We start from the raw sequence: 26468 nt of genomic DNA, 5'->3' as shown, positions 1-26468 counted from the left end.
AGGCCGGGCATCTCGTGCTCGGCCAGCCGGATCTCCTTGCGGCCGAACTCGGCCAGGGAGAGGTCCGCCACGGCGAAGTCGATGCCGTTGCGGGTCTGGAGCCTCTCGGCGGTCATCGCGTGCTCCTCCATCTCGGGTAGGACGAACCGACACTACCGCCCGCCACGCCGGGCCACGGAGGTCGGCGGCAACTGCGCACCGATGGACCAGTATGGCGAAGCTGACACCAGGTTCGCGGGAGGATTGGTGCTGATTCCCGGCCCCGACACACGGGTGGTCGAACTGCGGGTGCACGGCGTGCAGGGCACGACCCCGCAGTCGTTGGTCGACGCGGTGGCGGCGGTGGACGTGGCGGGCGACGGGCTCGGCCGCCTGGTCCGCCCGGCCGACCGGCTCCGCAGACCGGCGCCCGGCCCGGTGCTCCAGGCCGCGGGCCGCCCGGTGCCGCGGGTCGTCGAGGGCTACGTGTGGGGCCGGATGACCTCGGGCGGCTGGGCCAAGGCGACGTGGGCGCTGCTGTTCCCGTTCTCGCTGGCCAACGTCGCCCACTGGATGCTGCCGCCCACCCCGGCCGGGTCGACGCCCGCGCACCTGCTCGGCATCGGGCTGCGCGCGTTGCTCCGGTTGGCGGCGCTGCTGCTGACCGTGCTGCTGATCGCCCAACTGGAGGTGATCAGCCTCGACCTGGTCGCCGCGCAGTGCCTCGCGCCGGGCACGGCGTGCCGGTGGAGCGGCCCGTCGTGGCTGGGCACCACGCCGTGGGTGCGCGCCGCGGTGGGCCTCGGGCCGATCGCGCTGGCCGTGCTGGTGCTGCACCGCATGTCCAGTGTGGACTGGCGGATCGAGCGCAAGGAGGTGCCCGCGGCCGGCGCGCCGGGGTCCGGGCTGCCCGGCGCGCACGTGGCCACCGACCCGGACACGCCCGCGCTGCGGGTGCTGCACGTGGTCGCGGCCCTGGGCACGGCCGTGGTGGTCGCGCTGGGCGGTCCGGCGGGGCCGCTGCTCGCGCCGGGCGCGCACGGCGTGGCGATCGCGGCGTGCCGGGTGCTCGGGATCGCGCTGGTCGCGGTCGCGGCGCTGGGCGCGATGCTGCTGGACGACCCGACGGGCGGCGCGCCGCACCGGTGCGGCCGGTGGCTGCGGGCGGCGCTGGGCCGCGGGCCGCGACGCGTGCTGCACCTCGTCGCGTGGCTGTCGTTGCTGGTCACGGCCGCGTTGCTGGTCCGGTTGCCGCCGGAGCTGCCCGGTGCGGACCTGGCCGTGCAGATGGTGGCGGCGCTGCTGGCGCTGGTGTGCGTGCTGATCGCGGTGCTGCTGGCGCCGGCCGCGCTGCTGGCCCGGCGCACGTGGTCGGCGCAGCCGCGGGACCTGCGGCCGTGGGCGGGCGGCTGGATGGCCGCGCCGGTGGTGGCGGTGTCCGCGCTGCTGGGCGGCGGGTTCGGCGCGGGCGTGGCGCTGGCCGCGCAGCGCGTGCTCGGGCACGGCGTGCTGCCGCGCGGGTACGACTACATCGCGCTGCTGTGGGGCGTGGCCGGGGTGCTGGGGTTCCTGGCCGGGGCGGCGATGGCGGCCACCACCGGGATGGTGCGGTGGAGTTCGCTGCGGCGGGAGAAGGAGTGGGCGCGCGAAGCGGCCCTGCTGCACGCCGGGCGCGGCCGGGACGCGAAGCGCGCCGCGCGGGCGTGGTGGTGGGCGCGGTGGCAGCGCCGGCACAGCCACCACGTCGTGCTGGTCATGTCGTCGGTGCCGGCGGTCGGTGCGGCCCCCGCGGCGGTGCTGCGGCTGCGCGAGGTCGACCCGCCCGCGTGGGCGCGGCCGGTCGTCGCGTTCGGCGTGCTCGTGCTGGCCGTGCTGGCGCTGTCGCTGCTGCGCGCGGTGTACCTCGCCGCGCGGCGGCCGGACAAGGCCAGGCAGGTCGGCGTGCTGGCGGACCTGGCCGCGTTCTGGCCGCGCGAGGCGCACCCCGTGGTGCCGCCGTGCTACGCGTTGAAGGTCGTGCCCGAGCTGGTGGCGCGGGTGCGGGAGCACCTGGCCGACCCCGGCACGCGGGTCGTGCTGGCCGGGCACAGCCAGGGCAGCCTGCTCGCGGCCGTGGCGGCGGCGCGGCTGCTGGAGGAGCTGCCCCCGCACGACGCGGAACGCCTGGGCCTGGTCACGGCGGGGTCGCAGCTCCAGTGGGCGTACCCGCGGGCGTTCCCGGCGGTGGTGCCGCACGACTCGTTGGCGAAGCTGGCCGGGGGCCTGTCCGGGCGGTGGCGCGCGCTGTGCCGCGGCACGGACCCGCTGGGCGGCGCGGTGACGACGTGGAACCGGCAGGTGTTCGACGGGATGCTGCTGGGCGCGGGCTTCCGGGCCGACGGCACGTCGGGGGCGCTGCCGCCCGCGTCGCGGGGCCCGACGGGCGCGCTGGTGCTCGGCGGCGACCACTGGCTGCCGGACCCGCAGCGCGGGCCGTTCCCGGGTCGGCGGTGGGCGCCGGGCGTGAACCGGCACGCGGACTACACCTCCGACCCCGAGTGGGACCGGGCGATCGCGATCGCGGCCGGGCTGGAGGGCGTGACGCCGCCCGCGCCCGTGCTGCCCACCGCGCGGCAGGCGCCGGTCAGCTCCCCGGAATGGACGTGAGCAGGCGGTCGGCCGCGGCCGTGCGGCCCGCGCCGGCGAGCAGGCCGGCCGGGGCGAGCACGTAGTCGCGGTCGACCGCGACGGCGGCGGTGCGCAGGAACGGGCGCAGCACGGGGTCGGCGCGCAGCACCCGCTCGACGTCCGCGGTGGACTCGGCGTGCCGGAACACGCCGCCGGACAGCACCAGCAGGCCCGCGCCCTTCGGCCCCAGCCGGCCGTCGACCAGCCTGAGGTGGCGGCGGACGGCCAGCACGGCGGCGAGCGCGGCCAGCCGCCGGTCCACCGCCGGGTCGTCGGGCAGCCAGGTCACGTCGGCGGCGCGGGCGGCGGCCTCCTCCTCCAGCACGGCGGCCTCGGCCTTGTCGACCAGCTTCTCCGCGACCGCCTCGGCCACCACGCCGGGCGCGGACCAGCGCAGGCCCAGGTCGCCCTCGACGGTGCGGCGGTCCGGCGGCAGCGCGACCACCCGCTCCGGGCCATCCACAGTGGACACGGCCGAGTAGACGTCGGTGGTCGCGCCGCCGACGTCCACCACGAGCACCGCGCCCTCCCGGTCCTGCCGGGCCAGCCGCGACACGCCGGCCAGCACCGCGTCCGGCGTGACCGCGCGGACGAGCCCGCGGAACCGGCGGCCGCGGGACAGGCCCTTGCCCCCGATCACGTGCTCCAGGAACACCTCGCGGATCGCCGCGCGGGCCGGGCCCGGCGCGAGTTCGCCCACGTCCGGCAGCACGTTCGCGGTCCGCACCACGGTCCGGCCCGCCAGCAGCCCGGCCGCCTCCGGCTGGGCCTCGACGTTGCCCGCGAGCACGATCGGGCAGGCGAGGCGGTTCGCGCCGAGCCGGCGGGCGTTGTGCAGCAGCACCGACGCGTCGCCGCCGTCCGTGCCGCCGACCAGCAGCACCAGGTCCGGCGCGGCCGCGCGCAGCGCCCGGACGCCCGCGCCGTCCAGCGGGCCGGCCGAGACGTGCACCACCTTCGCGCCCGCCGACAACGCCACCCGGTACCCGGCTTCGGCGCTGACCAGCCGTTCCTGCCCCACGACCGCGAGCCGCAGGCCGCCGCCCGCCGACGAGCACGCCAACGTGCCCCCCGAGGGGTTTAGCGCACCCGTGACCGCGTCAATACCTCGGAGCACCTCGGGCGGGGTGGTCGGGTGCTGCGCGGTGCCCAGCAACTCCCCGTCCTCCGACACGAGGGCGCCCTTGGTCCACGTCGAGCCGATGTCGAGGCAGAGCACCGTCATGGCGGCGAAACTACCGGCGCCGCCGGATGTCGGCGCCCACCTCTAGGCTGAACGGACCAGTCGGACGGGCCGTCCGCGGACCAGCGGCCACCACCACAGGAGGCGAGCGTGCCAGGCAACGGGCTGTGGCGCACCAAGACGATCGAGCAGTCGATCGCGGACACCGACGAGCCGGACACCAGACTGCGCCGGGACCTCACCGCGTGGGACCTGACGGTGTTCGGCGTCGCCGTGGTGATCGGCGCCGGCATCTTCACCCTCACCGCGTCCACGGCGGGCAACCTCGCGGGGCCGTCGGTGTCGCTGGCGTTCGTGCTGGCGGCGGTGGCCTGCGCGCTCGCCGCGCTGTGCTACGCGGAGTTCGCCTCCACCGTGCCGGTGGCGGGCAGCGCGTACACGTTCTCGTACGCGACCTTCGGCGAGTTCATGGCCTGGATCATCGGCTGGGACCTGGTGCTGGAGTTCGCGGTCGGCGCGGCGGCGGTGGCCAAGGGCTGGTCGCTGTACCTCCAGACGGTGCTGGGCCAGCTCGGCGTGTCGGTGAAGACCACCGCCTCGGTCGGCGGCGTCGACGTGGACTGGGGGTCGCTGCTGCTGATCGGGGTGCTGACCGTGCTGCTGGTGCTCGGCACCAAGCTGTCGTCGCGGGTCAGCGCGGTGATCACGGCGGTGAAGGTGGCCGTCGTGCTGCTGGTCATCGTGCTCGGGATCGGGTACGTCAAGGCGGCGAACTACAGCCCGTACATCCCGCCCGCCGAGTCCGGCGGCACCACCGGGCACGGGTTGGAGCAGTCGCTGTTCTCCCTGCTCACCGGCTCCGAGGGCAGCACCTACGGGGTGCTGGGGCTGCTGGCCGCCGCGTCGCTGGTGTTCTTCGCGTTCATCGGGTTCGACGTGGTCGCGACGACCGCCGAGGAGACCCGCAACCCGCAGCGCGCCGTGCCGCGCGGCATCCTCGGGTCGCTGGCCATCGTCACGGTGCTGTACGTGGCGGTGTCGCTGGTGGTGACCGGCATGCTGCCGTACGACCAGCTGAAGACGCAGCCGGACGGCACGCGGGCGACGCTCGCGACGGCGTTCTCGGCCAACGGCGTGGACTGGGCGGCCACGGTGATCTCGATCGGCGCGCTGGCCGGCCTCACCACGGTCGTGATGGTGCTGATGCTGGGCCAGTCGCGGGTGCTGTTCGCGATGTCCCGCGACGGCCTGCTGCCGCGCGGCCTGGCCCGCACCGGCAAGCACGGCACCCCGTTCCGGATCACGATCGTCATCGGCGTGCTGGTCGCGCTCGCGGCGGGCTTCTTCCCGGCGGGCAAGCTGGAGGAGATGGTGAACGTCGGCACGCTGTTCGCGTTCATCCTGGTGTCGGCGGGCGTGCTGGTGCTGCGCAAGACCCGCCCGGACCTGCCGCGCGGCTTCCGCGTGCCGTTCGTGCCCGTGGTGCCGGTGCTCGCGATCCTCGCCTGCCTGTGGCTGATGCTGAACCTGACCGCGCTGACCTGGGTCCGGTTCCTGGTGTGGATGGCACTGGGCGTGGTCGTGTACTTCGCCTACAGCCGGCGGCACTCGCTGCTCGGCCGCCGGGGCGGCACCGCCGTGCCCGTGGTGGAGCGGGACGAGATTCCGTAGCGTCGGGCGCGTGCCCGACCCGGTGCGCATCGAGATGTCCGGCGAGGCGACCGCGGTCGTCCAGGCCGGGTCGATCGTGGGCGGCGTGCACGTGCACGCGCGGCACGCCGCCCCCTCGCCGTCCCGGCCGATCACCGGGTGGCACCCGTTCGACCTGGACGTGCACCGGGCGGTCGCCGTCGGCGGCGCGGGCCTCCCGGACCTGCCGGCGTACCTGCCGCGCGAGCACGACCGGGAGCCGGCCGCGGTGCTCGCGGCGAAGCGCACCGCGATGGTGGTGCTGACCGGCGAGTCGTCCACGGGCAAGACCCGCGCGCTGTACGAGGCGGTCACCGCCGAGCCGGTCACGTGGCCGCTGCTCTACCCCCGCACGGCCGAGGACCTGCTGCACGTGCTGGCGAACGGCGTCGAGCCCGGCACCGTCCTGTGGCTCGACGAAAGCCAGAACCACCTGCTCGACACCCACGGCGAACGCGCCGCCGCCGCCGACCGGACGCGGAGGGGCGACGAGCACTGCGCGCAGCGGCTCGTCGCCCTCGCCCACGAGGGGAAGGCGCCGAACGGCGAGCGGTTGCTCGCCGAAGGGCTACGACTTGGCCAGCGACCGGTCCAGGTCCGGCTCCAGGTAGATCAGCCGGGCCGCCGGCACCTTGTTCCGCACGCGCAGCTCGGCGGCGTCGATGGCCTCCGCCACCTCGGTCACCGACAGCCCCGGGTTCAGCGCGATCTTCGCCGCCACCAGCAGCTCGTCCGGCCCGATGTACTGCGTCTTGATGTGGATGACGCGCTGCACCTTGCCCGCCGCCAGCTCGTCCACGATCACGTCCAGCTCGGCGGGCGCCGCGCCCTCGCCGATCAGCAGCGACTTCATCTCGATGATCAGGACGATCGCGATCACGCCCAGCAGCGCGCCGATGCAGATCGTGCCGATGGCGTCCCACACCGGGTCGCCGGTCAGCGTCGACAGCCCGACCCCCATCAGCGCCAGCACCAGGCCGAACAGCGCGCCCGCGTCCTCCAGCAGCACGACCGGCAGCTCCGGCACCTTCGACTGCCGGATGAACTGCCACCAGGTCGCGTCGCCCTTGATCGCCTTCGACTCCACGATCGCGGTGCGGAAGCTGTAGGACTCCAGGCCGATCGCGACCACCAGGATGATCACCGCGACGATCGGGCTGCTCAGCTCCTCGTGCGCCTCCAGCTTGTGGATGCCCTCGTACAGGGCGAACACCGAACCGAGGCTGAACAGCAGCAACGCCACCACGAACGAGTAGAAGTACCGGTCGCGGCCGAACCCGAACGGGTGGTTCAAGGTCGCCTTGCGACGCGACGTCTTCTGCCCCAGGAGCAGCAAGCCCTGGTTGGACGTGTCCGCGACCGAGTGCACCGACTCGGCCAGCATGGACGACGATCCGGTGATCAGGAAGCCCACGAACTTCGCCGCGGCGATCCCGGCGTTGGCCACCAGCGCGGCGATGATCGCCTTGGTCCCGCCCCCTGCTGACACGGTTGCTCCCTCAGCGCCCAGGTCCGAATTGTCGGTGTGACCCTACTCAACGCCGGGGGTTGCCCGGAAAAGCTGGGTGTCAACCTCGGCGGTGATCATCGCGGCCGGATCGCTCGCGGGCAACCACACGGACTGGCCCCGGTTCAGCTCCAGCACCTCGTCGCCGGTCGACAGCCGCGCCCGGCCCCGCGTGCAGAGCAGGATCTGCGGACCGCTGTGGTCCACCCGGACCCGCGTGCCCGGCCCGACCTCGATCCGGGACAGCTCGAACTCCGGGCACGGCGTCCGGTACGCCCACAGGCCGGGCGAGGTCTCCTCCCCCGTCTGCACGGGCATGTCGCCGCACCGGAAGTCCAGCACGCGCATCAGCTCCGGCACGTCCACGTGCTTGGGCGTCAACCCGCACCGCAGCACGTTGTCGGAGTTCGCGAGGATCTCCACGCCCGTGCCGTGCAGGTAGGCGTGCAGGTTGCCGGCGGGCAGGTAGATCGCCTCGCCCGGCTGGAGCACCAGCCGGTTGAGCAGCAGCGCGGCCAGCACGCCCGCGTCGCCGGGGTACGCCTCGCCCAGCTCCAGGACCGTGCGGCACTCCAGGTCGAACTCGCCGTGCTCCTTCACGTGCAGCACGCACGCGTCCAGCACCTGCGGCAGCAGCATGTCCAGCGCCGTCTGCGGCAGCGTGATGAGGGTGGTGAACAGGGCGCGCAGGCCGTTGCCGTCCGGCTGGGCGGCCAGCAGCTCGGCGTACGGGGCGAAGTCCGGCGCGTCCAGCGACCGCAGCAGCGCCACCGTGCGGGCGGGGTCGCGGAACCCGGCCAGCGCGTGGAACTCGGTCAACGCGCAGATCAGCTCCGGCTTCGCGGACGGGTCCTTGTAGTTGCGGATCGGCGAGTCGATCGGCACGCCCGCCGCGTCCTCGGCGGCGAACCCGTTCGCGGCCTGCTCGGCCGACGGGTGCGCCTGCAGGCTCAGCGGCTCGTCCGCGGCCAGCACCTTGAGCAGGAACGGCAGCCTGCTGCCCCAGCGGTCGGCGTGCCGGGCGCCGAGCTGGCCCTCCGGGTCGTCGGCGAGGAGGTCGAGCAGGGACCGCGCCTCGCCGTCCGGCCCGACGAGCCGCGACGGGTCGCCGGGGTGCGCGCCCATCCACAGCTCGGCCTCGGGGTGGGGGGTCGGCACCTCCTTGCCGAGCAGCTCGGCGATGGCCGTGCGCGATCCCCACGCGTACGCCCGCACCGCGTTGTGCAGCAGGTCCACAGTCATCCCCTCACACGGCCGGCGCGTACAGCCCGGGTCCGCCCAGCGTGCCCGCCGCCAGCCCCAGGTACAGCGCGGCCAGCTCGAACCGCAAGGCGAGCAGCGCGGCGCACACGGCCTCGCCGCCGCCGACCTCCTCGGCCGGTTCGAGCACGTCGGCCCCGGACAAGGTCTCCATCGCGACCCGCCGGGCGAACTCGGCCTGCGGGCCCCGGCGCACGGCCACCAGCAGCACGCGGACCAGGCCGTCGTGCTCGTCGTCCGGGTCGGCGAACAGGTCCGCGCCCGACGTGCCGTGCACCGCCCGGCGGTGCAGCACCGACCGGGTCAGGGCCTGAGGATAGCCGGCCACGTCGCTCACCACGCCCGCGTAGGTCGCGAGCACGCCCGCGCCGTGCGCGGCCACCGCCGTGGCCAGGTCGTCCAGGCCCCACAGCAGCGGGGTGCGCTCCGCCACCCGCAACGCCAGCGTCTTCGCCGGGTTGACGAACGGCTCGTGCACCGGGTGGCAGCGCTCCGCCTCGCGGTCCAGCTCGTCCGCGACCGCCTGCACGTCCACGTCGAGCAGGCCCAGCGCGTTCAGCGCCACGACCCACGCGGCGAACCCGCGGGCGAAGCCGAAGCCCTGCGGCACCGGCACCCGCGGCGGGATGAGCAGCGCGTGCTGCGCGGCCGACGCGGCCACCGGGCCGTCCGGCTCGGCGGTCAGCAGCACGCGCGCGCCGCGCCGGGCCACCCGGTCCACCGCCTCGGCCATCCGCACGTCGCCCGGGTCCTCGGTGTGCGCGAGGACCACGTCCAGCGCGCCCACCCACGTCGGCACCTCGTCGGCCACCACGACCGGCACCGGGCAGCGCGGCCCGAGCAGCGCGGTCACCACCCCGGCGATCGCGCCGCCGACGCCGGGCCGCGTGACCAGCACCAACGCCCGCGGGCGGTCCTGGAACACCCGCTCGACGCCGAGTTCGGCGGCCGCCTCCGCGGTCGCCCGGACCTGCGCGCCCGCCCGTGCGGCGGCGCGCAGCAGCCCTTCCCGGTCGGCGTCGATGAGCCGGGACTGGTCGTCGAGCAGGCTGTCGTCAAGCACCCGAACTCACCCGGCCGTCGGCTCGACAGCCTCGTCCAGCAGCAGCACCGGGATGCCGTCCCGGACCGGGAACGACCGGCCGCACGAGGTACAGGTCAGGTAGTCCGCCAGCGGGTCGGCGGGGGTGCCGACCCGCAGCGGGGCGTGCTCGGGGCACGGGCAGGCCAGGATCTCCAGCAACTGCGCGTCCAGTTGGACTGCCACGGCGCTCATCCCCTCACGATCGCCAGGACCTCGTCGCGCAACGCGGCGACCGAGGCCGCGTCGGCGGCTTCGACGTTGAGCCGGAGCAGCGGCTCGGTGTTGGAGGCACGGAGGTTGAACCAGGAGCCGTCCGGCAGGTTCACCGTGAGGCCGTCCAGCTCGTCGAGCTCGACGCCCTCGCGGCCGCCGAACTCGGCCTTGATCGCGGCCAGCCTGCCCTGCTGGTCGGCCACCGTGGAGTTGATCTCGCCCGACGCCGCGTAACGCGAGTAGTCGCTGGTCAGGGCGGACAGCGTGCCGTCCTGCTCACCGAGCGCGGCCAGCACGTGCAGCGCGGCCAGCATGCCCGTGTCGGCACGCCAGAAGTCGCGGAAGTAGTAGTGGGCGGAGTGCTCGCCGCCGAAGATGGCCCCCGTCTTGGCCATCTCCTCCTTGATGAAGGAGTGGCCGACGCGGGTGCGCACCGGCACGCCGCCGTGCTCGCGGACGATCTCCGGCACGGCGTGCGAGGTGATCAGGTTGTGGATGATCGTGCCGCCGGGGTCCTTGGCCAGCTCGCGCACGGCGACCAGGGCGGTGATGGCCGACGGGGACACCGGCTCGCCCCGCTCGTCCACGACGAAGCAGCGGTCGGCGTCGCCGTCGAACGCCACGCCCGCGTCCGCGCCCTCCCGGCGGACCCGTTCCTGCAGGTCCACGATGTTGGCCGGGTCCAGCGGGTTGGCCTCGTGGTTGGGGAAGTTGCCGTCCAGCTCGAAGTACATCGGGACGATCTCGATCGGCAGGCCCTCGAACACCTTCGGCACGGTGTGCCCGCCCATGCCGTTGCCCGCGTCCACCACGACCTTCAACGGCCGGCTGCCGCTCAGGTCGACCAGTTCCCGCAGGTAGGCGGCGTACTCGGTGAGCATGTCCTGCTCGGTGACCTTGCCCTTGGCCACGCCCTCGGCGTCCGGCACGCCCTGCTCGGCGTCCTCGCGGATCTGCGCCAGGCCGCTGTCCTGGCCGACCGGCGCGGCGCCCGGGCGGCACAGCTTGATGCCGTTGTACTTGGCCGGGTTGTGGCTCGCGGTGAACATCGCGCCGGGCAGGTCGAGCTTGCCGGAGGCGAAGTACAGCATGTCGGTGCTGGCCAGGCCGATGCTGACCACGTCGACGCCCTGCGCGGTGACGCCCTCGGCGAAGGCCGCCGCGAGACCGGGCGACGAGTCGCGCATGTCGTGCCCGATCACCACGGCGGGGCCGCCGACCAGGCGGGCGAAGGCGGCGCCGAAGTCACGGACGACGTCGGCGTCGAGCTGCTCACCGACGACACCGCGGATGTCGTAAGCCTTGACGATGCCGGACAGATCGCGCACGGCCACACTCCCAAGTTGGCTCTTGACACTGCCCTGGGAAGCCTACCGGCGCGCGCGGGGGCGTCGTGCCCGGTCGCTGAGTCTGCGTTCAGTCCTCGTTGGGATCGGGCAGAACCCGCAGGTGGCCACGCCGGACGGTGCCCGCGGGCAGCTCCGGCAGCTCGACCGGCGGGGTGGCGCGGCCCGCCTCCCGGACGGCCTCGGCCAGCGCCGTCAGGTCGTCCACGGTCGGCTCGGGGGCCCGGAACTCGCCCTGGTGCCGGACGACCTCCCAGCCGCGCGGCGCGGTGAGGCGCAGGGCGTGCTCCTCGCAGAGGTCGTAGGAGTGCGGTTCGGAGTACGTCGCCAGGGGTCCCACGACGGCGGTGGAGTCCGCATAGGCGTACGTGAGCGTGGCGACTGCCGGGTTCGCGCACCCGGTTCGCGAGCACCGTCTCACGCTCCGCACGGCGGGGACGATATCGCGTCCCGCGCGGCGTGTGTTGGATTACCTCCGGCGCGGCGTTGGAGGTGGCGCCGCGGATCGGCGAGTTGCCTGGTCGCGGACGTCCGCGGCGGGGACGGGCGTACGGCGGCGGTCGCGGTGCAACTACCCTCTACCTCGTGGTGATGGCTCGGGGTTCACGGCGTCAGGGCGCTCCGCGGCGGCGCAACCGCGACCGGCACGGGCGGGGGTTGCGCGGCCCGCTCTACCCGGCCACGCTGCCGGCGGCGCGCAGCCGGGCGGAGCGGTTCGACGCGCTGGTGCTGGAGGCGCTGGAGCCGATCGAGGCGCGGTGGCGGACGGAGTTGACGCAGCTCGACGTGGCCGTGGACGACGTGCCGGACGTCCAGGGCGACGACGGCGACGTGGTCGAGGACGGCAACGTGCCGCTGGCGCGGCTGGTGCCGGCGGGCACGGACCGGCGGGCCCGCATCGTGCTGTACCGCCGGCCGCTGGAGGCGCGGGCGAAGGACGGCGCGGACCTGTCCGACCTGGTGCACGACGTGCTGGTGGAGCAGGTGGCCAACTACCTGGGCCTGGACCCGGACGTGATCGACGGCGAGTGACCCGAACGCTCAACTCGGGTGTTCCGAACGTAGGACACTCGCGTTCCGAACGTAGGACTCGCGCGTGAGTCCTACGTTCAGGTCAGGTGAGTCCTACGTTCGGGACCCGTGAGTTCAACGCTCGGGGCGGCGGCGGGAGGGGATGGCGGTCAGCACGGTGAAGAGGGCCGCGGCCGCCTGGACCATCAGGAGCAGTTCGCGCAGGGTCGAGGAGACCTCCACGCGCACCTCCGAGGCCGTCGTCGGCACGGTCACGCCCACCAGGTGACCCCAGGCCCGCACGAGCGTCACCTCACGGCCGTCCACCCACGCCCGCCAGCCCGGCTCCTCCTCCGCCGCCAGCACGAGCAACCGCCCCTCGGGCCCCTCCGACACCCGCACGGCCACCTCCGGCGGCGCGGCCTCGACCGGGGCGATGCCGGGCGCGCCCAGCTCCACGGGCGGGTCGCCGCCGGTCCGCGCCCGCCGCGCCAGCTCCGGCGACAGCAGCACGGCGTTGCCCGCCGCCAACTGCACCCGCAGCACCGGCCGCCCGTCCGACATCGACGGCGCCACGGCCACCAGGTCGCCCACCGCGTCCCGCAGCCGCTGCGCCGCCCGCAGGTCCGGCACCACGACGAACGCCACGCCGGACGCCGCCGCCTGCGCCAACGCGACCCGCGCCGCCGACGGCGACCCGCCGGTCAGGTCGCGCGTCCACCGCTCCAACCGGGCGGTCGCCGTCGCCACCGGCACGTAGTCGTCGTCCCCGAACGCGGGCAGCCGCCCGGCGACCAACCGCGTCGGCGCGCCCAGCACCAGCACCGACCGCCCGGTCCGCGGCAGCTCCTGCGCCACCGTCTCCGGCAACCGGGCCGCGTCCGCCGTCAACGCGCCCGACCGCAGCCCGGCGAACCCCGCCGCGGCCAGCCCCAGCACCGACACGACCCCGAGCACCGACACCACCCGCCGCCACGGCACCGGGACCGCGTCCCGCCGGAACGCCGCCAGCACCACCCACAGCAGGCCCCACCCGACCAGCACCAGCGGCCCGCCGGTCCAGCCGTGCGTCGCGTCGCCGCCCGGCAGCGGCCGGACCGGCACGGTCCGCAGCACGATCACCGAGAGCCCGCCGAGCACCACCACCGCGAGCCCCGCCCACATCGACCGCGACGGCCGCAGCACCAGCGCGAACACCGCGAACGCGACCACCGCGAACCCGACGAACGGCACCGCGCCCGTCCCGCCCGGCCGCAGCGACAGCAGGTCCACCAGCCCCACGTGCGGCGACGCCACGAACGCGCCCACCCCGTGCAGCACCACGGACGGGTGCTGCAACACCACCGCGGGCCACGGCAGCAGCAACGCCATCGGCAGCAGCACGACCATGAACAACGACGCCACCCGCCGCCGCCCGTCGCCGGGCCGCCCCGGCACCACCACGAACCCGACCAGCGCCGCCACCGCCACCAGCCCGTGCACCAGCGGCGAGAACGCCCCCACCGCCGCCACCGCCAACGCCGTGCCCGACGCCACCGGCAGCCACGCCGCGCCCGCGCCACCCCGCAGCACCGACATCACCCCGGCGAACACCACCGGCGCGAGGACGTGCACCACGACCACGTCGAGCCGTCCCTGGCTCACCGCCGCCGTGGCCGCCGGCAGCAGCGCGTACGCCGCCGCCACGAACGCGCGCACGGGCCGCCGCACCGGCACCCGCCGTGACGCCACGTACGCCAGCAGCCCGGCCAGCGGCGCGTCGCCGAGGAACAGCACCGCCACCACCGCCGCGGGCGACCCGAGCAGCGCGCCGACCGTGCCCAGCACCGCCAGCGCGGCCGGCGCGGGCGCGGTCGTCCCGCCCGCCACCGGATGCCAGGACGCCAGGTAGGACGACCAGGTGCTCGCCAGGTCGCCCACCGGCAGCAGCCGCCCGCCGCTCAGGTCGAGCCCGATCCGGGAGGCGTTGGCCAGCACCCCGACCACGGTCAGGCCCACCACCAGCAACAACGGCGGGCCGAGGAGCAGCGACCACAGCAACCGGGCCCGGTCCACCTCCACGAACACCAGGCCCGGCGACGCCGGCGCGGTGGCCCCGCGCGGCACGGGCGACGGTCGCGGCTTGGGCGAGGGCCGCAACGCCGGGGGCAGCGCCGCCTCCACCGGCACGGTCACCGCCGGACGCCGCAGCCCGCCGGTCGCGCGCACCGGGCGACGCCGGGACAGCACGCCGGCCGGCAGCGCCGACGGGCCGACCGCCGGACGCTCCACTTCGGACGGCAGCGACCACGCGCGCGGCCACGCCTCGTCCTCCGGCAGCCGGCCCAGCGCCAGGTCCGCCTCGACCCGCCGCCGGATCAGCGCGGCCGACGCGGCGCTGACCGCGTTGCGCAACCTGGTGACCCGACTGGTGAACAGGCCCCGCACGACCCCGTGCGCGGGCCGTGCGGCACGTCCGGCCACCAGCCCGGCCCGCCCGCTCAGCAGGTACCGCAACGCGCCCAGTTCGGCGTGCGCGTCGGAGAACCGCCGCAGCAGCAGGAACCCGAGGGCGCGCAGCACCGCGAGCACGGCGATCCGCGGCAGCCCCAGGACGAACGAGACCGTGCCGCAGTTGACCAGGAACGTGCGCAGCCCGTGCGCCCGGTCCACGCCACGCACGGCCGGCCCCGGCCGGGCCACCGCCGCGTCCAGCCGCCGCGTGCCGCGGGCCGCCGCCCGCGCGTGCCGCATCCGCGCCACGGGCACGGACAGCACGAGGTGGCCCGCGAGGTTGACGCGCCAGCCGAAGTCGATGTCGTCGCGCAGCAACGGCATCGCGCGGTCGTAGCCGCCGACCTCCTCCCACACCGCGCGGCGCACCAGCGAGCCCGCCGACGGCACGGCCAGCGCCTCGGTGCTCTGCTGGAAGGACCCGGCGGACTCCACCCGGCCCATGCCGGTCTGCCGGTGGCCGGACGCGTCGGTCGACAGCCCGGCCTCCACCACCAGCCGCGGGTCGGCCCAGTCCAGGCTCAGCGGGCCCAGCACGGCCGCGGACGGCGACACCTCGGCCGCGGTCAGCAGCGCGGACAGGCAGTCCGGTTCGGGGGCGCAGTCGTCGTGCAGCAGCCACAGCCACGCGCCCGGGTCGCCCCAGCGACCCACGGCGTGCCCGACGGCGGCGTGCACGGCCGCGCCGAACCCCGTGCCGCGGGGCAGCGTCAGCACGCCGTCGATCACCCGATCGGGACCGGTGGCGGCTTCGGCGAGGAGCTTCGCGGTCCCGTCCACGGAACCCGTGTCGACCGCGATCACGTGCCGGGGGCGCGGCCGCTGGCGGCGCAGCGCCGAGAGCGCCGTGCCGAGCCACCGCTCGCCGTCGTGGCACACCAGCACCGCCAGCACGGGCGCGGTGCGCAGCCGCGGAGTGGCCCCGCTCGTCAAGTGCCGCTCCTCGTTGCTCCGACTACGCCGTGGGACGCCCACGGTAAGCCAGAGCGAGCGCGCGGGCGATCACCCGGCGCGCTTTTTGAGCTTCCTCCGCTCGCGCTCGGACAACCCGCCCCAGATGCCGAAGCGCTCGTCGTGCTGCAGGGCGTACTCCAGGCACTCGGAGCGCACCTCGCAGCCGAGGCAGATCCGCTTGGCCTCCCTGGTCGAGCCGCCCTTCTCCGGGAAGAACGCCTCCGGGTCGGTCTGCGCGCACAGGGCGCGCTCCTGCCAGTCCTGCTCGTCGGCCGCGTCGAACAGGTCGAGCACGACCGGCTCCGGTGCCGGGACGTCCCCGTCCACGATGCGACCCCCGTCGAATTCCTGCATAGTCCGCCTCCTCGCCTTCCGCTCTCCCCGGTTGGCGGACACCACTCGCCGTCCCCACAACGACGAATGACACCGATGTGATTACACCTGTGTCACAACACGCGGTCAAGCGGAGTCCACAGGTCGGGGGATATTCGCGCAGATGGCCTGAAAAGCCTTGACTGACAGCACAGACGGTGAGTGAGGCGGTGCGCCGAGCGATGACCGCTGCCCGGATGGCCCAACGGACGGCCTTGTGACCGGACGGCCCCGGGAGGCCACACTGGAGGGGTGAAGCGATCAGCGGTGCGACCGAGTCCACTGTTCCTCAGCCTGCTCGCGGTGACGGTGGCGGGCGCCGTGCTGACCCTGTTCGACGGCTCCGACGCCGCGCTCACCGCCGGCACGGTGCTGTTCGTCCTCGGCGGGTGGGCGGTTTCGCTGTGCCTGCACGAGTTCGGCCACGCGATCGTGGCCTACCGCGGCGGCGACTACGCCGTGCAGGCCAAGGGGTACCTGACCCTCGACATCCGCCGCTACACCGACCCGGTGTTCAGCATCGTGCTGCCGTTGGTGCTGCTGGCGTTCGGCGGCATCCCGCTGCCCGGCGGCGCGGTGTGGATCAACCACCACGCCCTGCGCGACCGGCGGGTGGAGTCGATGGTGTCGCTGGCCGGGCCGCTCAGCAACCTGGTGCTCGGCGTGCTGCTGTCGCTGTCGGTGATCCTTTTCACGCCGCCCCCGGGTTTGGCGGCGGCGCTGTCGTACCTGGCGGCCGTGCAGGTCCTCGCGTTCGTGCTCAACATCCTGCCGATCCCCGGCCTGGACGGGTGGGGCGCGATCGAGCCGTACATGTCGTACTCGGCGCGGCAGTTCGGCGCGAAGGCGCGGATGTGGGCCCCGTTCGTGCTCTTCGCCGTGCTGATCGGGTTCCCGACCATCGGCCGGCTGTTCTTCGAGGCCGGGTACACCGTGTTCGAGCTGATCGGCGGCGACCGGTGGCTGGCGGCCATCGGGCAGGGCACCTTCCTGTTCTGGCGCTGAGCCCTCGGTGGGAGGATGGCGACTCGTGAAGGTCGTCGTACTGGTTGGCGGGGTTGGCGGGGCGCGGTTCCTGGTCGGGCTGAGGAGCCTGCTGGCCGGTCCGGAGCACGAGATCACCGCCGTGGTGAACACGGGTGACGACGTGTGGATGCACGGGTTGCGGATCTGCCCCGACCTGGACACCTGCATGTACACCCTGGGTGACGGGATCGACAAGGAGCGCGGCTGGGGGCGCGCGGGCGAGACCTGGTCGGTCAAGGAGGAGCTGGCCGCCTACGGCGCGGACCCGACGTGGTTCGGCCTGGGCGACCGCGACATCGCCACCCACCTGGTGCGGACCCGGATGCTGCGCGCGGGCTACCCGCTGTCGGCGGTCACCGAGGCGTTGAGCCACCGCTGGCAGCCGGGCGTGCGGCTGCTGCCGATGTCGGACGACCGGGTCGAGACGCACGTGGTCGTGACGACCGAGGAGGGCGAGAAGGCGATCCACTTCCAGGAGTGGTGGGTCAAGCACCGGGCCCAGCTGCCCGCGCGGTCGTTCGCGTCGGTCGGGGTGGAGACGGCGACGCCCGCGCCGGGCGTGCTGGACGCGCTGCGCGACGCCGACGCGGTGCTGATCGCGCCGTCGAACCCGGTGGTGAGCGTGAACACGATCCTGGGCGTGCCCGGGGTGCGCGACGCGTTGCGCAAGACCGAGGCCGGTGTGGTGGGGCTCTCCCCGATCGTCGGCGGCAAGCCGCTGCGCGGGATGGCGGACGCGTGCCTGTCGGCGATCGGCGTGGAGACCTCGGCCGAGGCCGTCGGCCGGTACTACGGGTCGCGCAAGACCACGGACCAGGGCGTGCTGGACGGCTGGCTCGTGCACACCGGCGACCGGTCGGACGTGCCGGGCGTGGCGGTGCGCGCCGTGCCGCTGCTGATGTCCGATGTGGACGCGACGGCGGCGATGGCGCGGGCGGCGCTGGAACTGGCCGGTGTCGACGTTGGCTGACCACGCGGCCCCCGCGCCGATCACGTTGCTGCCGGTGACCGGGTTGCCGGAGTTCCGGCCCGGTGACGACCTGGCGGGAGCGCTCGCCGAGGCCGCGCCCTGGCTGGCCGACGGCGACGTCGTCGTGGTGACGTCCAAGGTGTTGTCCAAAGTGGAAGGTCGGCTGGTGTCGGTGCCGGCCGACCCCGAGGCCCGCGACGCCGTGCGGCGGCAGTGGGTCGAGGCCGAGTCGGTGCGCGTGCTGGCGCGGCGCGGGCGGACGTTGATCACCGAGAACAAGCTCGGGATCGTGCAGGCGGCGTCCGGTGTGGACGCGTCGAACGTGGCCGGTGACGAGATCGCGTTGCTGCCGGTGGACCCGGACGGGTCGGCGGCGGCGCTGCGGGCGGCGCTGGCGGCGCGGCTGGGCGTCTCGGTGGCGGTCGTGGTGACCGACACGATGGGCCGGGCGTGGCGGGTGGGGCAGACGGACGCCGCGATCGGCGCGTCCGGGCTGGCCGTGCTGCACCGGTACGCGGGTTCGGTGGACCGGCACGGCAACTCCCTCGTGGTGACCGAGGTCGCGGTGGCCGACGAGATCGCGGCGGCGGCCGACCTGGTGAAGGGCAAGCTGGGCGCGGTGCCGGTGGCGGTGGTGCGCGGGCTGCCGGTGTCCGACGACGGGTCGTCCGCGCGCGACCTGGCGCGGCCGGTCGAGGACGACCTGTTCCGGCTGGGCACGGCCGAGGCGGTGGCGCGGGGCCGGGCCGAGGCGGTGCTGCTGCGGCGTTCGGTGCGGTCGTTCGCCCCCTCGCCGGTCGACGTGGAGGCCGTGCGGCGGGCGGTGGGCGCCGCGTTGACCGCGCCCGCGCCGCACCACACGCGGCCGGTGCGGTTCGTGCGGTTGACGGCCGGGCGGGACGAGCTGCTGGACGCGATGGCCGAGCGGTGGCGGGCGGACCTGCGGGGCGACGGGCTGTCCGAGGAGCGGATCGCGGCGCGGGTCGCCCGGGGCGACATCCTGCGCGACGCGCCGGAGGTCGTGGTGCCGTTCCTGGTGCGGGAGGGCGCGCACGCCTACCCGGACGAGCGACGTGCCGAGGCGGAGCGGACCATGTTCACGGTCGCGGGCGGCGCGGCGGTGCAGGGGCTGCTGGTGGCGTTGGCCGCCGAGGGGCTCGGGTCGTGCTGGGTGTCGTCGACGATCTTCTGCGCGGACGTGGTGCGGGACGTGCTGGGGCTGCCGGAGGGCTGGGAGCCGCTGGGCGCGGTGGCGATCGGGCACCCGGAGCAGGAGCTGACGCCGCGGGAGTTGAGCGGGCTGGACGAGAGGTTCCTGGAGCTGTGAACGCCGGTCTGCACGCCGACGCGGTGGCGACGTTGTCCTCGTGGCGTCCCGCGGACCCGGCGCAGGAGTCGCTGCGGCAGGCCTACCTGGGGTTCCTGGCGGCCCGGGAGGACGCGTGCCTGCGGTCGTGCGAGCCGGGGCACGTCACCGCGTCGGCGCTGGTGGTGGACGCGTCCGGTGATCGGACGTTGCTGACCCTGCACCCGCGGGTGGGCCGGTGGCTGCAGTTGGGCGGGCACTGCGAGCCGTCGGACACGACGCTCGCCGGCGCGGCGCTGCGCGAGGCGACGGAGGAGTCGGGGATCGCGGGCCTGCGGATCTCGCCGGAGCCGATCCACCTGGACGTGCACCCGATCACGTGCTCGCTGGGCAAGCCGACGCGCCACTTCGACGTCCGCTTCCTGGTCCGCGCCCCGCTCGACGCCGCGCCGCTGCGCAGCACCGAGTCGCTGGACCTGGCCTGGTGGCCGGTGACCGCCCTGCCCCCCGACTCGACCGACCTGCATCCGATCCTGACCGCCGCCACTCCTCACCTCCCCTAACCCCCGCGTGAGTCCAACCTCCGACGCTCGAGAGTCCTACGTTCGCGCACCCTGAATTCAACGCTCACGACGAGCGGTGGGCGGCGAGTGTTGAGTTCAGGTGTCCTGGACGTTGGACTCTCGGGCCCCGAACGTAGGACTCACGCGCCGTGAGTGTTGGACTCTCGCGGCGTGAAGGTTGGACTCTCGAGGTCAGGAGTCGCCGTTCAGGCGTTGGGTCAGGCCGGGGCGGTGTTGGGGTTGGCCGCCGGAGAGGCGCTGGGACAGGGTCGGGCGGGCGGCCGGGACCTGCTGGACGGTCGGGACCGGGCCCGGGGCCACGCGCAGCTCCGGTTCGGGTTCGGGCGCGGGAGGCGGTGGCGGGGCGGGCTGACCTGCGGCGACGTGCGCGGACAGGACCATGGTCGAGTCGGGGTCGGCACCGCGCGGGTCGGCCGCGTTGACCACGGCGCGAGGGATCTGCTGGGTCGCCGACGAGTCCATGGGTGACGTCATGTTGTCCGGCGTCACGACGTGGATGCCACGTGCACGAGCACGGGCCAGCGCCGCGTCGGCCCGAGCGCGGGGGTCCATCCGGATCTCTCCTGCGGGTGCCTTGGGCCGGCGGGGACGCCGGCGTGCCGATCGGTGGCGCTCGTCGACACGGACCACTGCCCGTGCCGCCGGAGTGCTCGTGCCAGAGTATTCGCAAACCACGGGTGGAAGTAAGCGCGGGAGGAAAAACGGCATGTCGGAGCTGCACGGCGCGGAGGCAGTGGTTCTGGTCGGGGGCAAGGGAACCCGGCTGCGGCCGCTGACACTGTCCGCCCCCAAGCCGATGTTGCCCACCGCCGGGGTGCCGTTCCTCACCCACCTGCTGTCCCGGATCCGGGCGGTCGGCATCACCCACGTCGTCCTCGGCACGTCCTACAAGGCCGAGGTCTTCCAGGAGCACTTCGGCGACGGCGCGGCGCTCGGCCTGGAGCTGGAGTACGTGGTCGAGGACGTGCCCCTGGACACGGCGGGCGCGATCCGCAACGTCGCCCACAAGCTGCGCGAACCCGACGTCGTGGTGTTCAACGGCGACATCCTGTCGGGCGTCGACCTGCGGGCCGTCGTCGAGACGCACCGCCGCGCCGAGGCCGACGTGACGCTGCACCTGGTGCAGGTGGACGACCCGCGCCGGTTCGGCTGCGTGCCCACGGACGCCGACGGCCGCGTCACGGCGTTCCTGGAGAAGACCGACAACCCGCCGACGAACCAGATCAACGCGGGTTGCTACGTCTTCCGCCGCGAGGTGATCGACGGCATCCCGGCGGGTCGGCCGGTGTCGGTGGAGCGGGAGACGTTCCCCGGCCTGCTGGCCGCCGGCGCCCGCGTCCAGGGGCACGTCGACGCGTCGTACTGGCTCGACCTGGGCACGCCGGCCGCGTTCGTGCAGGGTTCGGCGGACCTGGTGCGCGGGATCGCGCCGACCGACGCCCTCACGTCGCAGGGTGACGCGGTCATCCTCGACGGCGCCGCGGTGGACGAGAGCGCGGTGGTGAAGGGCGGCACGACGGTCGGCCGCGGCTGCACGGTCGCCGCCGGCGCGGTGGTCGACGGCTCGGTGCTGTTCGACGGCGCGGTCGTCGGCGAGGGCGCGCGCGTGGAGCGCAGCGTGCTCGGCGCGAACTCGCTGGTCCAGGCCGGCGCCGTGGTGTCCGACGCGGTGATCGGCGACAACGCGGTCATCGGCGCGGGCTGCGAGCTGATCAACGGCGCACGCGTGTGGCCGGGCGTCGTCCTCCCGGAGGGCGGTGTGCGGTTCTCCGCCGACGTGTGACGGCCACCGATGCCGACTAGGACCTGGACGCCGACGTTCCCGCTGGACCTCGCCGCGCTGCTGCTGCCGTTGCGGCGGGGTCCGGGCGACCCGACGTTCCGCGCCGACGACGGGGTGTGGCTGGCCGCCAACACCCCGGCCGGGCCGGGCACGCTGCACGTCCGCCGCACGGACGTGGTGGAGGCCACCGCCTGGGGCGACGGCGCGGACTGGCTGCTCGACGGCCTGCCGGCGCTGCTCGGCGCGGCCGACGACGACTCGGCGTTCGAGTGCCACCACCCGCTGGTCGCGGAGGTGCGGCGACGGCGGCCGGGCCTGCGGCTCGGCGCGACGGGCCGCGTCTGGGACGCCCTGCTGCCCGCGATCCTGGAGCAGAAGGTGACCGGCGTCGAGGCGTTCCGGTCCTACCGCGAGCTGACCCGCAGGTTCGGCACGCCCGCCCCCGGCGCGCCCGGCCTGCACGTGCCCCCGACGCCCCGCGCGGTCCTGGGCATCACGGACTGGGAGTGGCACCGGGCCGGCGTCGACGGCGGCCGGCGACGGGCGATCATCGCGGCGGCGCAGGTCGCGCACCGGTTGGAGCGCGCGGCCGAACTGGGCGGCCGGGAGGGCCGTGACCTGCTGTGCAAGGTGCCCGGCGTGGGCGTCTGGACGGCGGCCGAGGTCGCGCAGCGGGCCTGGGGCGACCCCGACGCGGTCAGCTTCGGCGACTACCACCTGTCCGGCATCGTCGGCTGGGCACTGGCCGGAGGCCCGCTGGACGACGACGGCATGGCCGAAGTCCTGGCACCGTACGCACCACAACGCCACCGCGCCGTCCGCTACGTCCTCGCGTCGGGCGTCACCAAACCCCGCCGGGGCCCCCGCTTCTCCCCCCGCGACTACCGCGCCATGTGACCGCCGTCATCCACCGCGACGGCCGGGGGTGGACCGCGATCAGCGGGTCAGCAGTCGCAGGCGCAGCGACAGCCCGGCGCGCACGGCCAGGCGGAGCGGTGCCCACTGAGGGCCGCGGTGGCGGTCGGCCAGGTAGCGGTAGGCGCTGGAGTGGTGGGCGGCGAGCATGCGCTTGGACGCGCGCTGGGTGGAGTGGCCGCCGATGTGCACGACCTCCGCGTCCGGCACGTACACGTTCAGCCAGCCGGCGCGGCCGAGGCGGTCGCCCAAGTCGACGTCCTCGAAGTACATGAAGTACCGGGGGTCGAAGCCGTCGACCGAGTCGAACGCCTCGCGGCGCAGCAGCAGGCACGACCCGGACAGCCACTCGGCGGTGCGCTCGCGCGGCGCGGCGGCGGCCTGCCGGTAGTCCCGCGACCACGGGTTGGACGGCCAGACGTGGGTGAACACCGCGTGCCCCAGCCCGCGCCCCAGCGACGGGAGCAGCCGGGCCGACGGGTACACCGCGCCGGACGGCTCCCGGATCAGCGGCCCGAACGCGCCGCCGCGCGGCCACCGCTTCGCCGCCTCCAGCAGCACGTCCAGGCTGCCCACGCCCCAGGACAGGTCCGGGTTCGCCACCACGACCCACCCGACCGACTCCGGCAGCGACGCGACGCCGCGGTTCGCGCCCGCGCCGTAGCCGAGGTTGCCCCCGGTCGGCAGGAACGTGACGTGCGGGTGCTCGGCGGCGGCGCGTTCCGGCACGCCGTCGGTGGACCCGTTGTCCGCCAGCACCACCGACACCGGTCGGGTGGTGGCCTCCGCCAACGTGGACAGGAAGGTGTCCAGGGTCTCGCCGGGCGAGTAGGTGACGGTCACCACCGCCAGCTCGTCTCCGTAACGCGTCACGCCGGCCACCCTAGTGGTGACGGCGCGTGGGCGTTAACGCGCCGGTGGGAGCGCGGCGAGTGGGCGTCAACGGCCGCCGGTGCGAGCGCGGTGCGTCGGGGTCAACGCCGCCGGTGCGAGCGCGCGGCGCGCTCGTAGGCCAGCCGGTGCCGGGCCGCCGACGTGGCCCAGGAGAAGTCCTTGGCCCGCACGACCGCCGCCGACGCCAGCTCGGCGCGCCGCGCCGGGTCGTCCAGCAGCTCGGACAGGGCCGCCGCGATGTCCCCCGCGCCGACCCCGCAGTACGCCACCGCGTCGCCGCCCACCTCGGGCAGGCTCAGCCGCCGCGTCGTCAGCACGGGCGCGCCGCACGCCATCGCCTCCAGCACGGGCAGCCCGAACCCCTCGCCCAGCGACGGGTAGGCCACCAGCTCCGCGCCCCCGAGGAACCCGGCCAGCGACGGGAACGGCAGGTAGCCCGCCCGGATCACGCGCAACCGGTGCGGCACGGCGTCCAGCGCCCGTTCCACCTGGCTGTCCCAGCCGGGTTGGCCCGCGAGCACGAGCGCGGGCGGGTCGCGCCGGTCGCGGCACGCCTGCGCGAACCCGCGGATGAGCGCCGGGACGTTCTTGCGCGGCTCCAACGCGCCCAGGAACGCCACGTACGGCGTGTCCCCCAGCGAGAGCATCCGCCGGACCTCGGCCACTTCCTCCGGCTTCGGCGGGTGGAACCGCTCCGTCTCCACGCCGTGCTGGGCGATGTGCAGCAGCCGCCGGTCCGCGCCGGCGACCCGGGCCAGCTCGTCGGCGGTCGCCCGGGACGGCACGATGCACAGCGACGCCCGCCGCAGCGAGGCCCTGGTCCAGGCCCGGAAGAAGCGCGCCTTGACCGACGAGTGCAGCACCGCGTCGGTGAAGAAGGTCGCGTCGTGCAACGTCACCACCGACGCCGCGCGGTTGGCCAGCGGCACGGTGTAGTGCGGCGAGTGCACGACCGCCACGCCGAGCCGGTTCGCCAGCCGCGGCAGGGTGGTCTGCTCCCACGTCAACCGCGCGGTCCGGGTCGCCACCGCCTCGGCCGCCGGGACGACCCGCGACCGGGGGGCCAGCGACGCGTAGAGCGCGGCGTCACGGGGTTGGCACACCACGCTGAGCCGTGCGCCGTCCGCGTCCAGCGCCGCCACCAGGGAGTCCACGTACCGCCCGACGCCACCCCGGTCGGTCGGCACGGCGGTGGCGTCGATCAGCACGCTGGGTTCGGCGGGTGACACGCGGTGAAGGGTACGGCGGACGGCCCACAGGTTGACCGGGAATGGCGCAAACGGTTCAAGGACGAAACAGACCGAGGTGGACGCGCCACACCGACCGCGCGGCGTTTTCCCAGGTGAAAGCCTCGGCTCGACGGCGACCGGCGGTGATCAGCCGGTCGCGGAGGTCCGCGTCGGCCAGCACCGACCGCAGGGCTGTGACGAGCGCCGCACGATCGCCCCGCGCCGCGGTCACCCCCGCCCCGCCCGCCACCTCGACCAGCGCGGGCGCGTCGGAGTGCACCACCGGCACCCCGGCCGCCATCGCCTCCACCACCGGCAGCCCGAAGCCCTCGGCCAGGCTCGGCGCGGCCAGCACCGCGGCCCGCCGCAGGACGAACGCCAATTGCGCGTCGCTCAGCCTGCCCAGGAGGTGGACGTGCGGGGCGCGCAGGTCCACCCCGCCCCAGCCGGGCGGGCCGACCACGACCAGCGGCACGTCCAGCTCGGCGGTCGCGGACGCCAGCAGGTCGAACCCCTTGCGGGGCTCCACGGTGCCGATCGCGAGCACGTACCGGGGCGGCACGTCCACCGGCTCCTCCGCCGGGAACGCGGTGACGCCGTTGCCCACCACGTGGACCGGCGCGGGTCCGGGCGCGTGCCGGCGCAGCTCCTCGGCGACCGCGGCCGTGGGCACGACGATCGCGCCGGCCCGCGCCACCGCGCGGCCGATCGCGCGCCGGTGCCACGCCACGCCCCGGGGCGTCAAGGTCTCCGGGTGGGTCCACGGCACGGTGTCGTGCACGGTCACCACCACCCGGCCGCGCGGCGGCGCGAAGGGCGTGAACGCGTGCACCGAGTCGCCTCCCGGCCGGTACGGCACACCCCGTTCCCAGGCGGCGACCAACGCGCGCCGGGGCAACGGCAGCACCCGCGGCCCCCGCACACCGGGCACCACGGCCGCCGACACGTCCGCGTGCCTGCTCACGGCCCCGGTCACGGTCCACCCGTCGGGCGCGGTGGCGGCGAGCGCGGCGGCCAGCTCACGGGTGTACCGGCCGGTGCCACCCGGCACCGGCGCCAGCAACTGCTCGGTCAGCACAACGAGGTCGGGCACGTGGCGTACCGTCTCACGCCGGTTCCAACCGGTGCGCCTGACGTGCCGACCCACGCGAGGCTCGCCTCGACAACCCGCGTCAGTCGGCGTCGATCTGGTACACCAGCTGGTAGCGCTCGCTGCTCATGGTGATGTGGTTGACCTCCACCGCGCGGTCGCCCGCGAACGCCACCCGGATCACCTGGATCACGGGGAAGCCGAACGGGATCTGCAACAGCTCCGCCTCTCGCGGTCGCGGTGAGCGTGCCGACACCACCTCGGTAAAGTGCGTCAGCTCGAAGCCCATCTCCTCCAGTCGCGCGTAAGCCCCGCCCGGTCCGGTGTCGGCCTCTTCGAGCCGGGTGCCGGCGGCGACGTCGACAGGGAGGTAGGACACGGCGAGCTGCACCACCTCGCCGTCGGCGCGCATGACCCGGTCCCGCACGACCACCTCGCGCTCCCCTCCCGGGTCCAGCCCGAGGTAGGAGCAGACGTCTTCGGGCGCCTGCCCGCGCCGGATCTTCACCGTGACCGCGGGCTTCCACTTCCCCGCCGCGGCGTCCGACATGAACGTTCCGCGGCCCGCGGTCCGTTCTGCCTTGCTCAGGCGGTTGCGAGCGAGCCGAACGATCGGCTTCCGCTCCGAGACGAACCAACCCCTGCCCGCCACGCTCAGCACCAATCCTTCGGCGCGGAGTTGGTCGATCGCGTTCTGCACGGTCTGCCGTGCGACGCCGAAGCGGCTCATCAGCTCGCTACCGGAGGGCAGTCGCTCACCGGGGCCGTAGACGCCCCGGTCGATCTCCCTCCGGAGTTCCTCGGCGATCTCGACCCACGGCCTCATCTGCACCATCACCCCATCGTAGAACCTATCTAGACAGCCTTGGGTCATGTGTGCAACTTCAGCGCTGATCACCTATCTAGATAGCCC

The 26468-nt window shown here is 74.7% G+C and carries 24 protein-coding genes; 9 read left to right on the top strand and 15 right to left on the bottom strand.

Going from position 1 to position 26468, the window contains the following annotated elements:
* The coding region (locus ACWEFJ_RS14685) for an adenosylhomocysteinase (RefSeq protein WP_449714022.1) at positions 1 to 116 on the bottom strand (116 nt) is incomplete at its 3' end.
* A 130-nt stretch (positions 117 to 246) separates the two neighbouring features.
* Between ACWEFJ_RS14685 and ACWEFJ_RS14680 the strand changes: the two genes are divergently transcribed.
* Complete coding sequence (locus tag ACWEFJ_RS14680) at positions 247 to 2625, top strand: hypothetical protein (RefSeq protein WP_449714012.1); 2379 nt, start codon at positions 247 to 249, stop codon at positions 2623 to 2625.
* Here the strand turns inward: ACWEFJ_RS14680 and ACWEFJ_RS14675 are convergent.
* Complete coding sequence (locus ACWEFJ_RS14675) at positions 2603 to 3871, bottom strand: glutamate mutase L (protein WP_378092289.1); 1269 nt, start codon at positions 3869 to 3871, stop codon at positions 2603 to 2605. The two genes, ACWEFJ_RS14680 and ACWEFJ_RS14675, sit on opposite strands and share 23 nt — an antisense overlap.
* A gap of 108 nt (positions 3872 to 3979) precedes the next feature.
* Between ACWEFJ_RS14675 and ACWEFJ_RS14670 the strand changes: the two genes are divergently transcribed.
* Entirely contained in the window at positions 3980 to 5500 is a 1521-nt protein-coding gene (locus tag ACWEFJ_RS14670; RefSeq protein ID WP_449714011.1) for an amino acid permease, read from the top strand.
* 586 nt (positions 5501 to 6086) lie between these two features.
* On the opposite strand, the gene ACWEFJ_RS14665 is transcribed toward ACWEFJ_RS14670, so the two are convergent.
* The 6 genes from ACWEFJ_RS14665 to ACWEFJ_RS14640 all read right to left on the bottom strand — a co-directional run bounded on the left by ACWEFJ_RS14665 (position 6087) and on the right by ACWEFJ_RS14640 (position 11358).
* On the bottom strand, positions 6087 to 7007 hold the full coding sequence (locus tag ACWEFJ_RS14665) for a cation diffusion facilitator family transporter (RefSeq protein ID WP_449714010.1): 921 nt from the start codon (positions 7005 to 7007) through the stop codon (positions 6087 to 6089).
* Positions 7008 to 7049: 42 nt separating this feature from the next.
* Positions 7050 to 8267: a mannose-6-phosphate isomerase, class I gene (manA, locus tag ACWEFJ_RS14660; RefSeq protein WP_378092297.1), complete on the bottom strand. Its 1218-nt coding sequence runs from the start codon at positions 8265 to 8267 to the stop codon at positions 7050 to 7052.
* Between the two features lie 4 nt (positions 8268 to 8271).
* Positions 8272 to 9348, bottom strand: a complete 1077-nt coding sequence (locus ACWEFJ_RS14655; protein WP_378092299.1) for an SIS domain-containing protein — start codon at positions 9346 to 9348, stop codon at positions 8272 to 8274.
* A gap of 6 nt (positions 9349 to 9354) precedes the next feature.
* Positions 9355 to 9552 (bottom strand): Trm112 family protein, encoded by a 198-nt coding sequence (locus ACWEFJ_RS14650; protein ID WP_367138834.1) that lies wholly within the window; start codon positions 9550 to 9552, stop codon positions 9355 to 9357.
* Between the two features lie 5 nt (positions 9553 to 9557).
* Positions 9558 to 10910, bottom strand: coding sequence for a phosphomannomutase/phosphoglucomutase (locus ACWEFJ_RS14645; protein WP_378092339.1), 1353 nt, complete (start codon positions 10908 to 10910; stop codon positions 9558 to 9560).
* A gap of 88 nt (positions 10911 to 10998) precedes the next feature.
* Entirely contained in the window at positions 10999 to 11358 is a 360-nt protein-coding gene (locus ACWEFJ_RS14640; protein WP_378092301.1) for a DUF3499 domain-containing protein, read from the bottom strand.
* Positions 11359 to 11519: 161 nt separating this feature from the next.
* Between ACWEFJ_RS14640 and ACWEFJ_RS14635 the strand changes: the two genes are divergently transcribed.
* Positions 11520 to 11960, top strand: a complete 441-nt coding sequence (locus ACWEFJ_RS14635) for a metallopeptidase family protein (protein ID WP_449714009.1) — start codon at positions 11520 to 11522, stop codon at positions 11958 to 11960.
* A gap of 114 nt (positions 11961 to 12074) precedes the next feature.
* Here the strand turns inward: ACWEFJ_RS14635 and ACWEFJ_RS14630 are convergent, their stop codons facing one another.
* Positions 12075 to 15365, bottom strand: coding sequence for a glycosyltransferase family 2 protein (locus tag ACWEFJ_RS14630; protein WP_449714008.1), 3291 nt, complete (start codon positions 15363 to 15365; stop codon positions 12075 to 12077).
* 69 nt (positions 15366 to 15434) lie between these two features.
* Positions 15435 to 15740, bottom strand: a complete 306-nt coding sequence (locus ACWEFJ_RS14625) for a WhiB family transcriptional regulator (protein ID WP_378092307.1) — start codon at positions 15738 to 15740, stop codon at positions 15435 to 15437.
* Positions 15741 to 16010: 270 nt separating this feature from the next.
* Here ACWEFJ_RS14625 and ACWEFJ_RS14620 point away from each other — a divergent pair, with 270 nt between their 5' ends.
* Genes ACWEFJ_RS14620 through ACWEFJ_RS14605 form a run of 4 tightly spaced genes read left to right on the top strand, consistent with a single transcriptional unit; the run spans position 16011 to position 19623 of the window.
* Positions 16011 to 16763: a site-2 protease family protein gene (locus ACWEFJ_RS14620; RefSeq protein ID WP_378092309.1), complete on the top strand. Its 753-nt coding sequence runs from the start codon at positions 16011 to 16013 to the stop codon at positions 16761 to 16763.
* Between the two features lie 25 nt (positions 16764 to 16788).
* A complete protein-coding gene (gene cofD, locus ACWEFJ_RS14615; RefSeq protein ID WP_378092311.1) occupies positions 16789 to 17754 on the top strand; it encodes a 2-phospho-L-lactate transferase in 966 nt (321 codons plus the stop codon).
* Positions 17747 to 19081: a coenzyme F420-0:L-glutamate ligase gene (locus tag ACWEFJ_RS14610; RefSeq protein WP_449714021.1), complete on the top strand. Its 1335-nt coding sequence runs from the start codon at positions 17747 to 17749 to the stop codon at positions 19079 to 19081. Before cofD ends, ACWEFJ_RS14610 begins: the two co-directional genes overlap by 8 nt.
* Entirely contained in the window at positions 19078 to 19623 is a 546-nt protein-coding gene (locus ACWEFJ_RS14605) for an NUDIX hydrolase (protein WP_378092313.1), read from the top strand. The genes ACWEFJ_RS14610 and ACWEFJ_RS14605 overlap by 4 nt, the downstream gene beginning before the upstream one ends.
* Positions 19624 to 19815: 192 nt before the next feature.
* Here ACWEFJ_RS14605 and ACWEFJ_RS14600 read toward each other — a convergent pair whose 3' ends face one another.
* A complete protein-coding gene (locus tag ACWEFJ_RS14600) occupies positions 19816 to 20196 on the bottom strand; it encodes a hypothetical protein (protein ID WP_449714007.1) in 381 nt (126 codons plus the stop codon).
* A gap of 154 nt (positions 20197 to 20350) precedes the next feature.
* On the opposite strand from ACWEFJ_RS14600, the gene ACWEFJ_RS14595 reads away from it, so the two are divergent.
* Entirely contained in the window at positions 20351 to 21427 is a 1077-nt protein-coding gene (locus ACWEFJ_RS14595; protein ID WP_449714006.1) for a sugar phosphate nucleotidyltransferase, read from the top strand.
* 9 nt (positions 21428 to 21436) lie between these two features.
* A complete protein-coding gene (locus ACWEFJ_RS14590; RefSeq protein ID WP_449714005.1) occupies positions 21437 to 22324 on the top strand; it encodes a DNA-3-methyladenine glycosylase family protein in 888 nt (295 codons plus the stop codon).
* Between the two features lie 39 nt (positions 22325 to 22363).
* Here ACWEFJ_RS14590 and ACWEFJ_RS14585 read toward each other — a convergent pair whose 3' ends face one another.
* From ACWEFJ_RS14585 to ACWEFJ_RS14570, 4 genes are all read right to left on the bottom strand, one after another.
* The gene (locus ACWEFJ_RS14585; protein WP_378092323.1) at positions 22364 to 23215 is read right to left on the bottom strand and encodes a glycosyltransferase family 2 protein; all 852 of its coding nucleotides are present in this window, start codon (positions 23213 to 23215) and stop codon (positions 22364 to 22366) included.
* A 101-nt stretch (positions 23216 to 23316) separates the two neighbouring features.
* Complete coding sequence (locus ACWEFJ_RS14580) at positions 23317 to 24444, bottom strand: glycosyltransferase family 4 protein (protein WP_449714020.1); 1128 nt, start codon at positions 24442 to 24444, stop codon at positions 23317 to 23319.
* A gap of 76 nt (positions 24445 to 24520) precedes the next feature.
* The gene (locus ACWEFJ_RS14575; protein WP_449714004.1) at positions 24521 to 25558 is read right to left on the bottom strand and encodes a glycosyltransferase family 4 protein; all 1038 of its coding nucleotides are present in this window, start codon (positions 25556 to 25558) and stop codon (positions 24521 to 24523) included.
* Positions 25559 to 25637: 79 nt separating this feature from the next.
* Entirely contained in the window at positions 25638 to 26390 is a 753-nt protein-coding gene (locus tag ACWEFJ_RS14570) for a GntR family transcriptional regulator (protein ID WP_449714003.1), read from the bottom strand.
* Positions 26391 to 26468 lie beyond the last annotated feature (78 nt).

It is taken from the genome of Actinosynnema sp. NPDC004786 (genome assembly GCF_053601135.1).
Note: the sequence above shows the minus strand (reverse complement) of the source record. Positions and strands in the feature narration are given on the sequence as shown.

Bases quoted from the DNA above. Each gene is read 5' to 3' on its own strand.
- ACWEFJ_RS14595 (WP_449714006.1), top strand. From the start codon at position 20,351: ATGTCGGAGCTGCACGGCGCGGAGGCAGTGGTTCTGGTCGGGGGCAAG.
- ACWEFJ_RS14625 (WP_378092307.1), bottom strand. From the start codon at position 15,740: ATGCAGGAATTCGACGGGGGTCGCATCGTGGACGGGGACGTCCCGGCA.
- ACWEFJ_RS14600 (WP_449714007.1), bottom strand. From the start codon at position 20,196: ATGGACCCCCGCGCTCGGGCCGACGCGGCGCTGGCCCGTGCTCGTGCA.
- ACWEFJ_RS14570 (WP_449714003.1), bottom strand. From the start codon at position 26,390: ATGGTGCAGATGAGGCCGTGGGTCGAGATCGCCGAGGAACTCCGGAGG.
- manA (WP_378092297.1), bottom strand. From the start codon at position 8,267: ATGACTGTGGACCTGCTGCACAACGCGGTGCGGGCGTACGCGTGGGGA.
- ACWEFJ_RS14590 (WP_449714005.1), top strand. From the start codon at position 21,437: ATGCCGACTAGGACCTGGACGCCGACGTTCCCGCTGGACCTCGCCGCG.
- ACWEFJ_RS14635 (WP_449714009.1), top strand. From the start codon at position 11,520: ATGGCTCGGGGTTCACGGCGTCAGGGCGCTCCGCGGCGGCGCAACCGC.
- ACWEFJ_RS14675 (WP_378092289.1), bottom strand. From the start codon at position 3,871: ATGACGGTGCTCTGCCTCGACATCGGCTCGACGTGGACCAAGGGCGCC.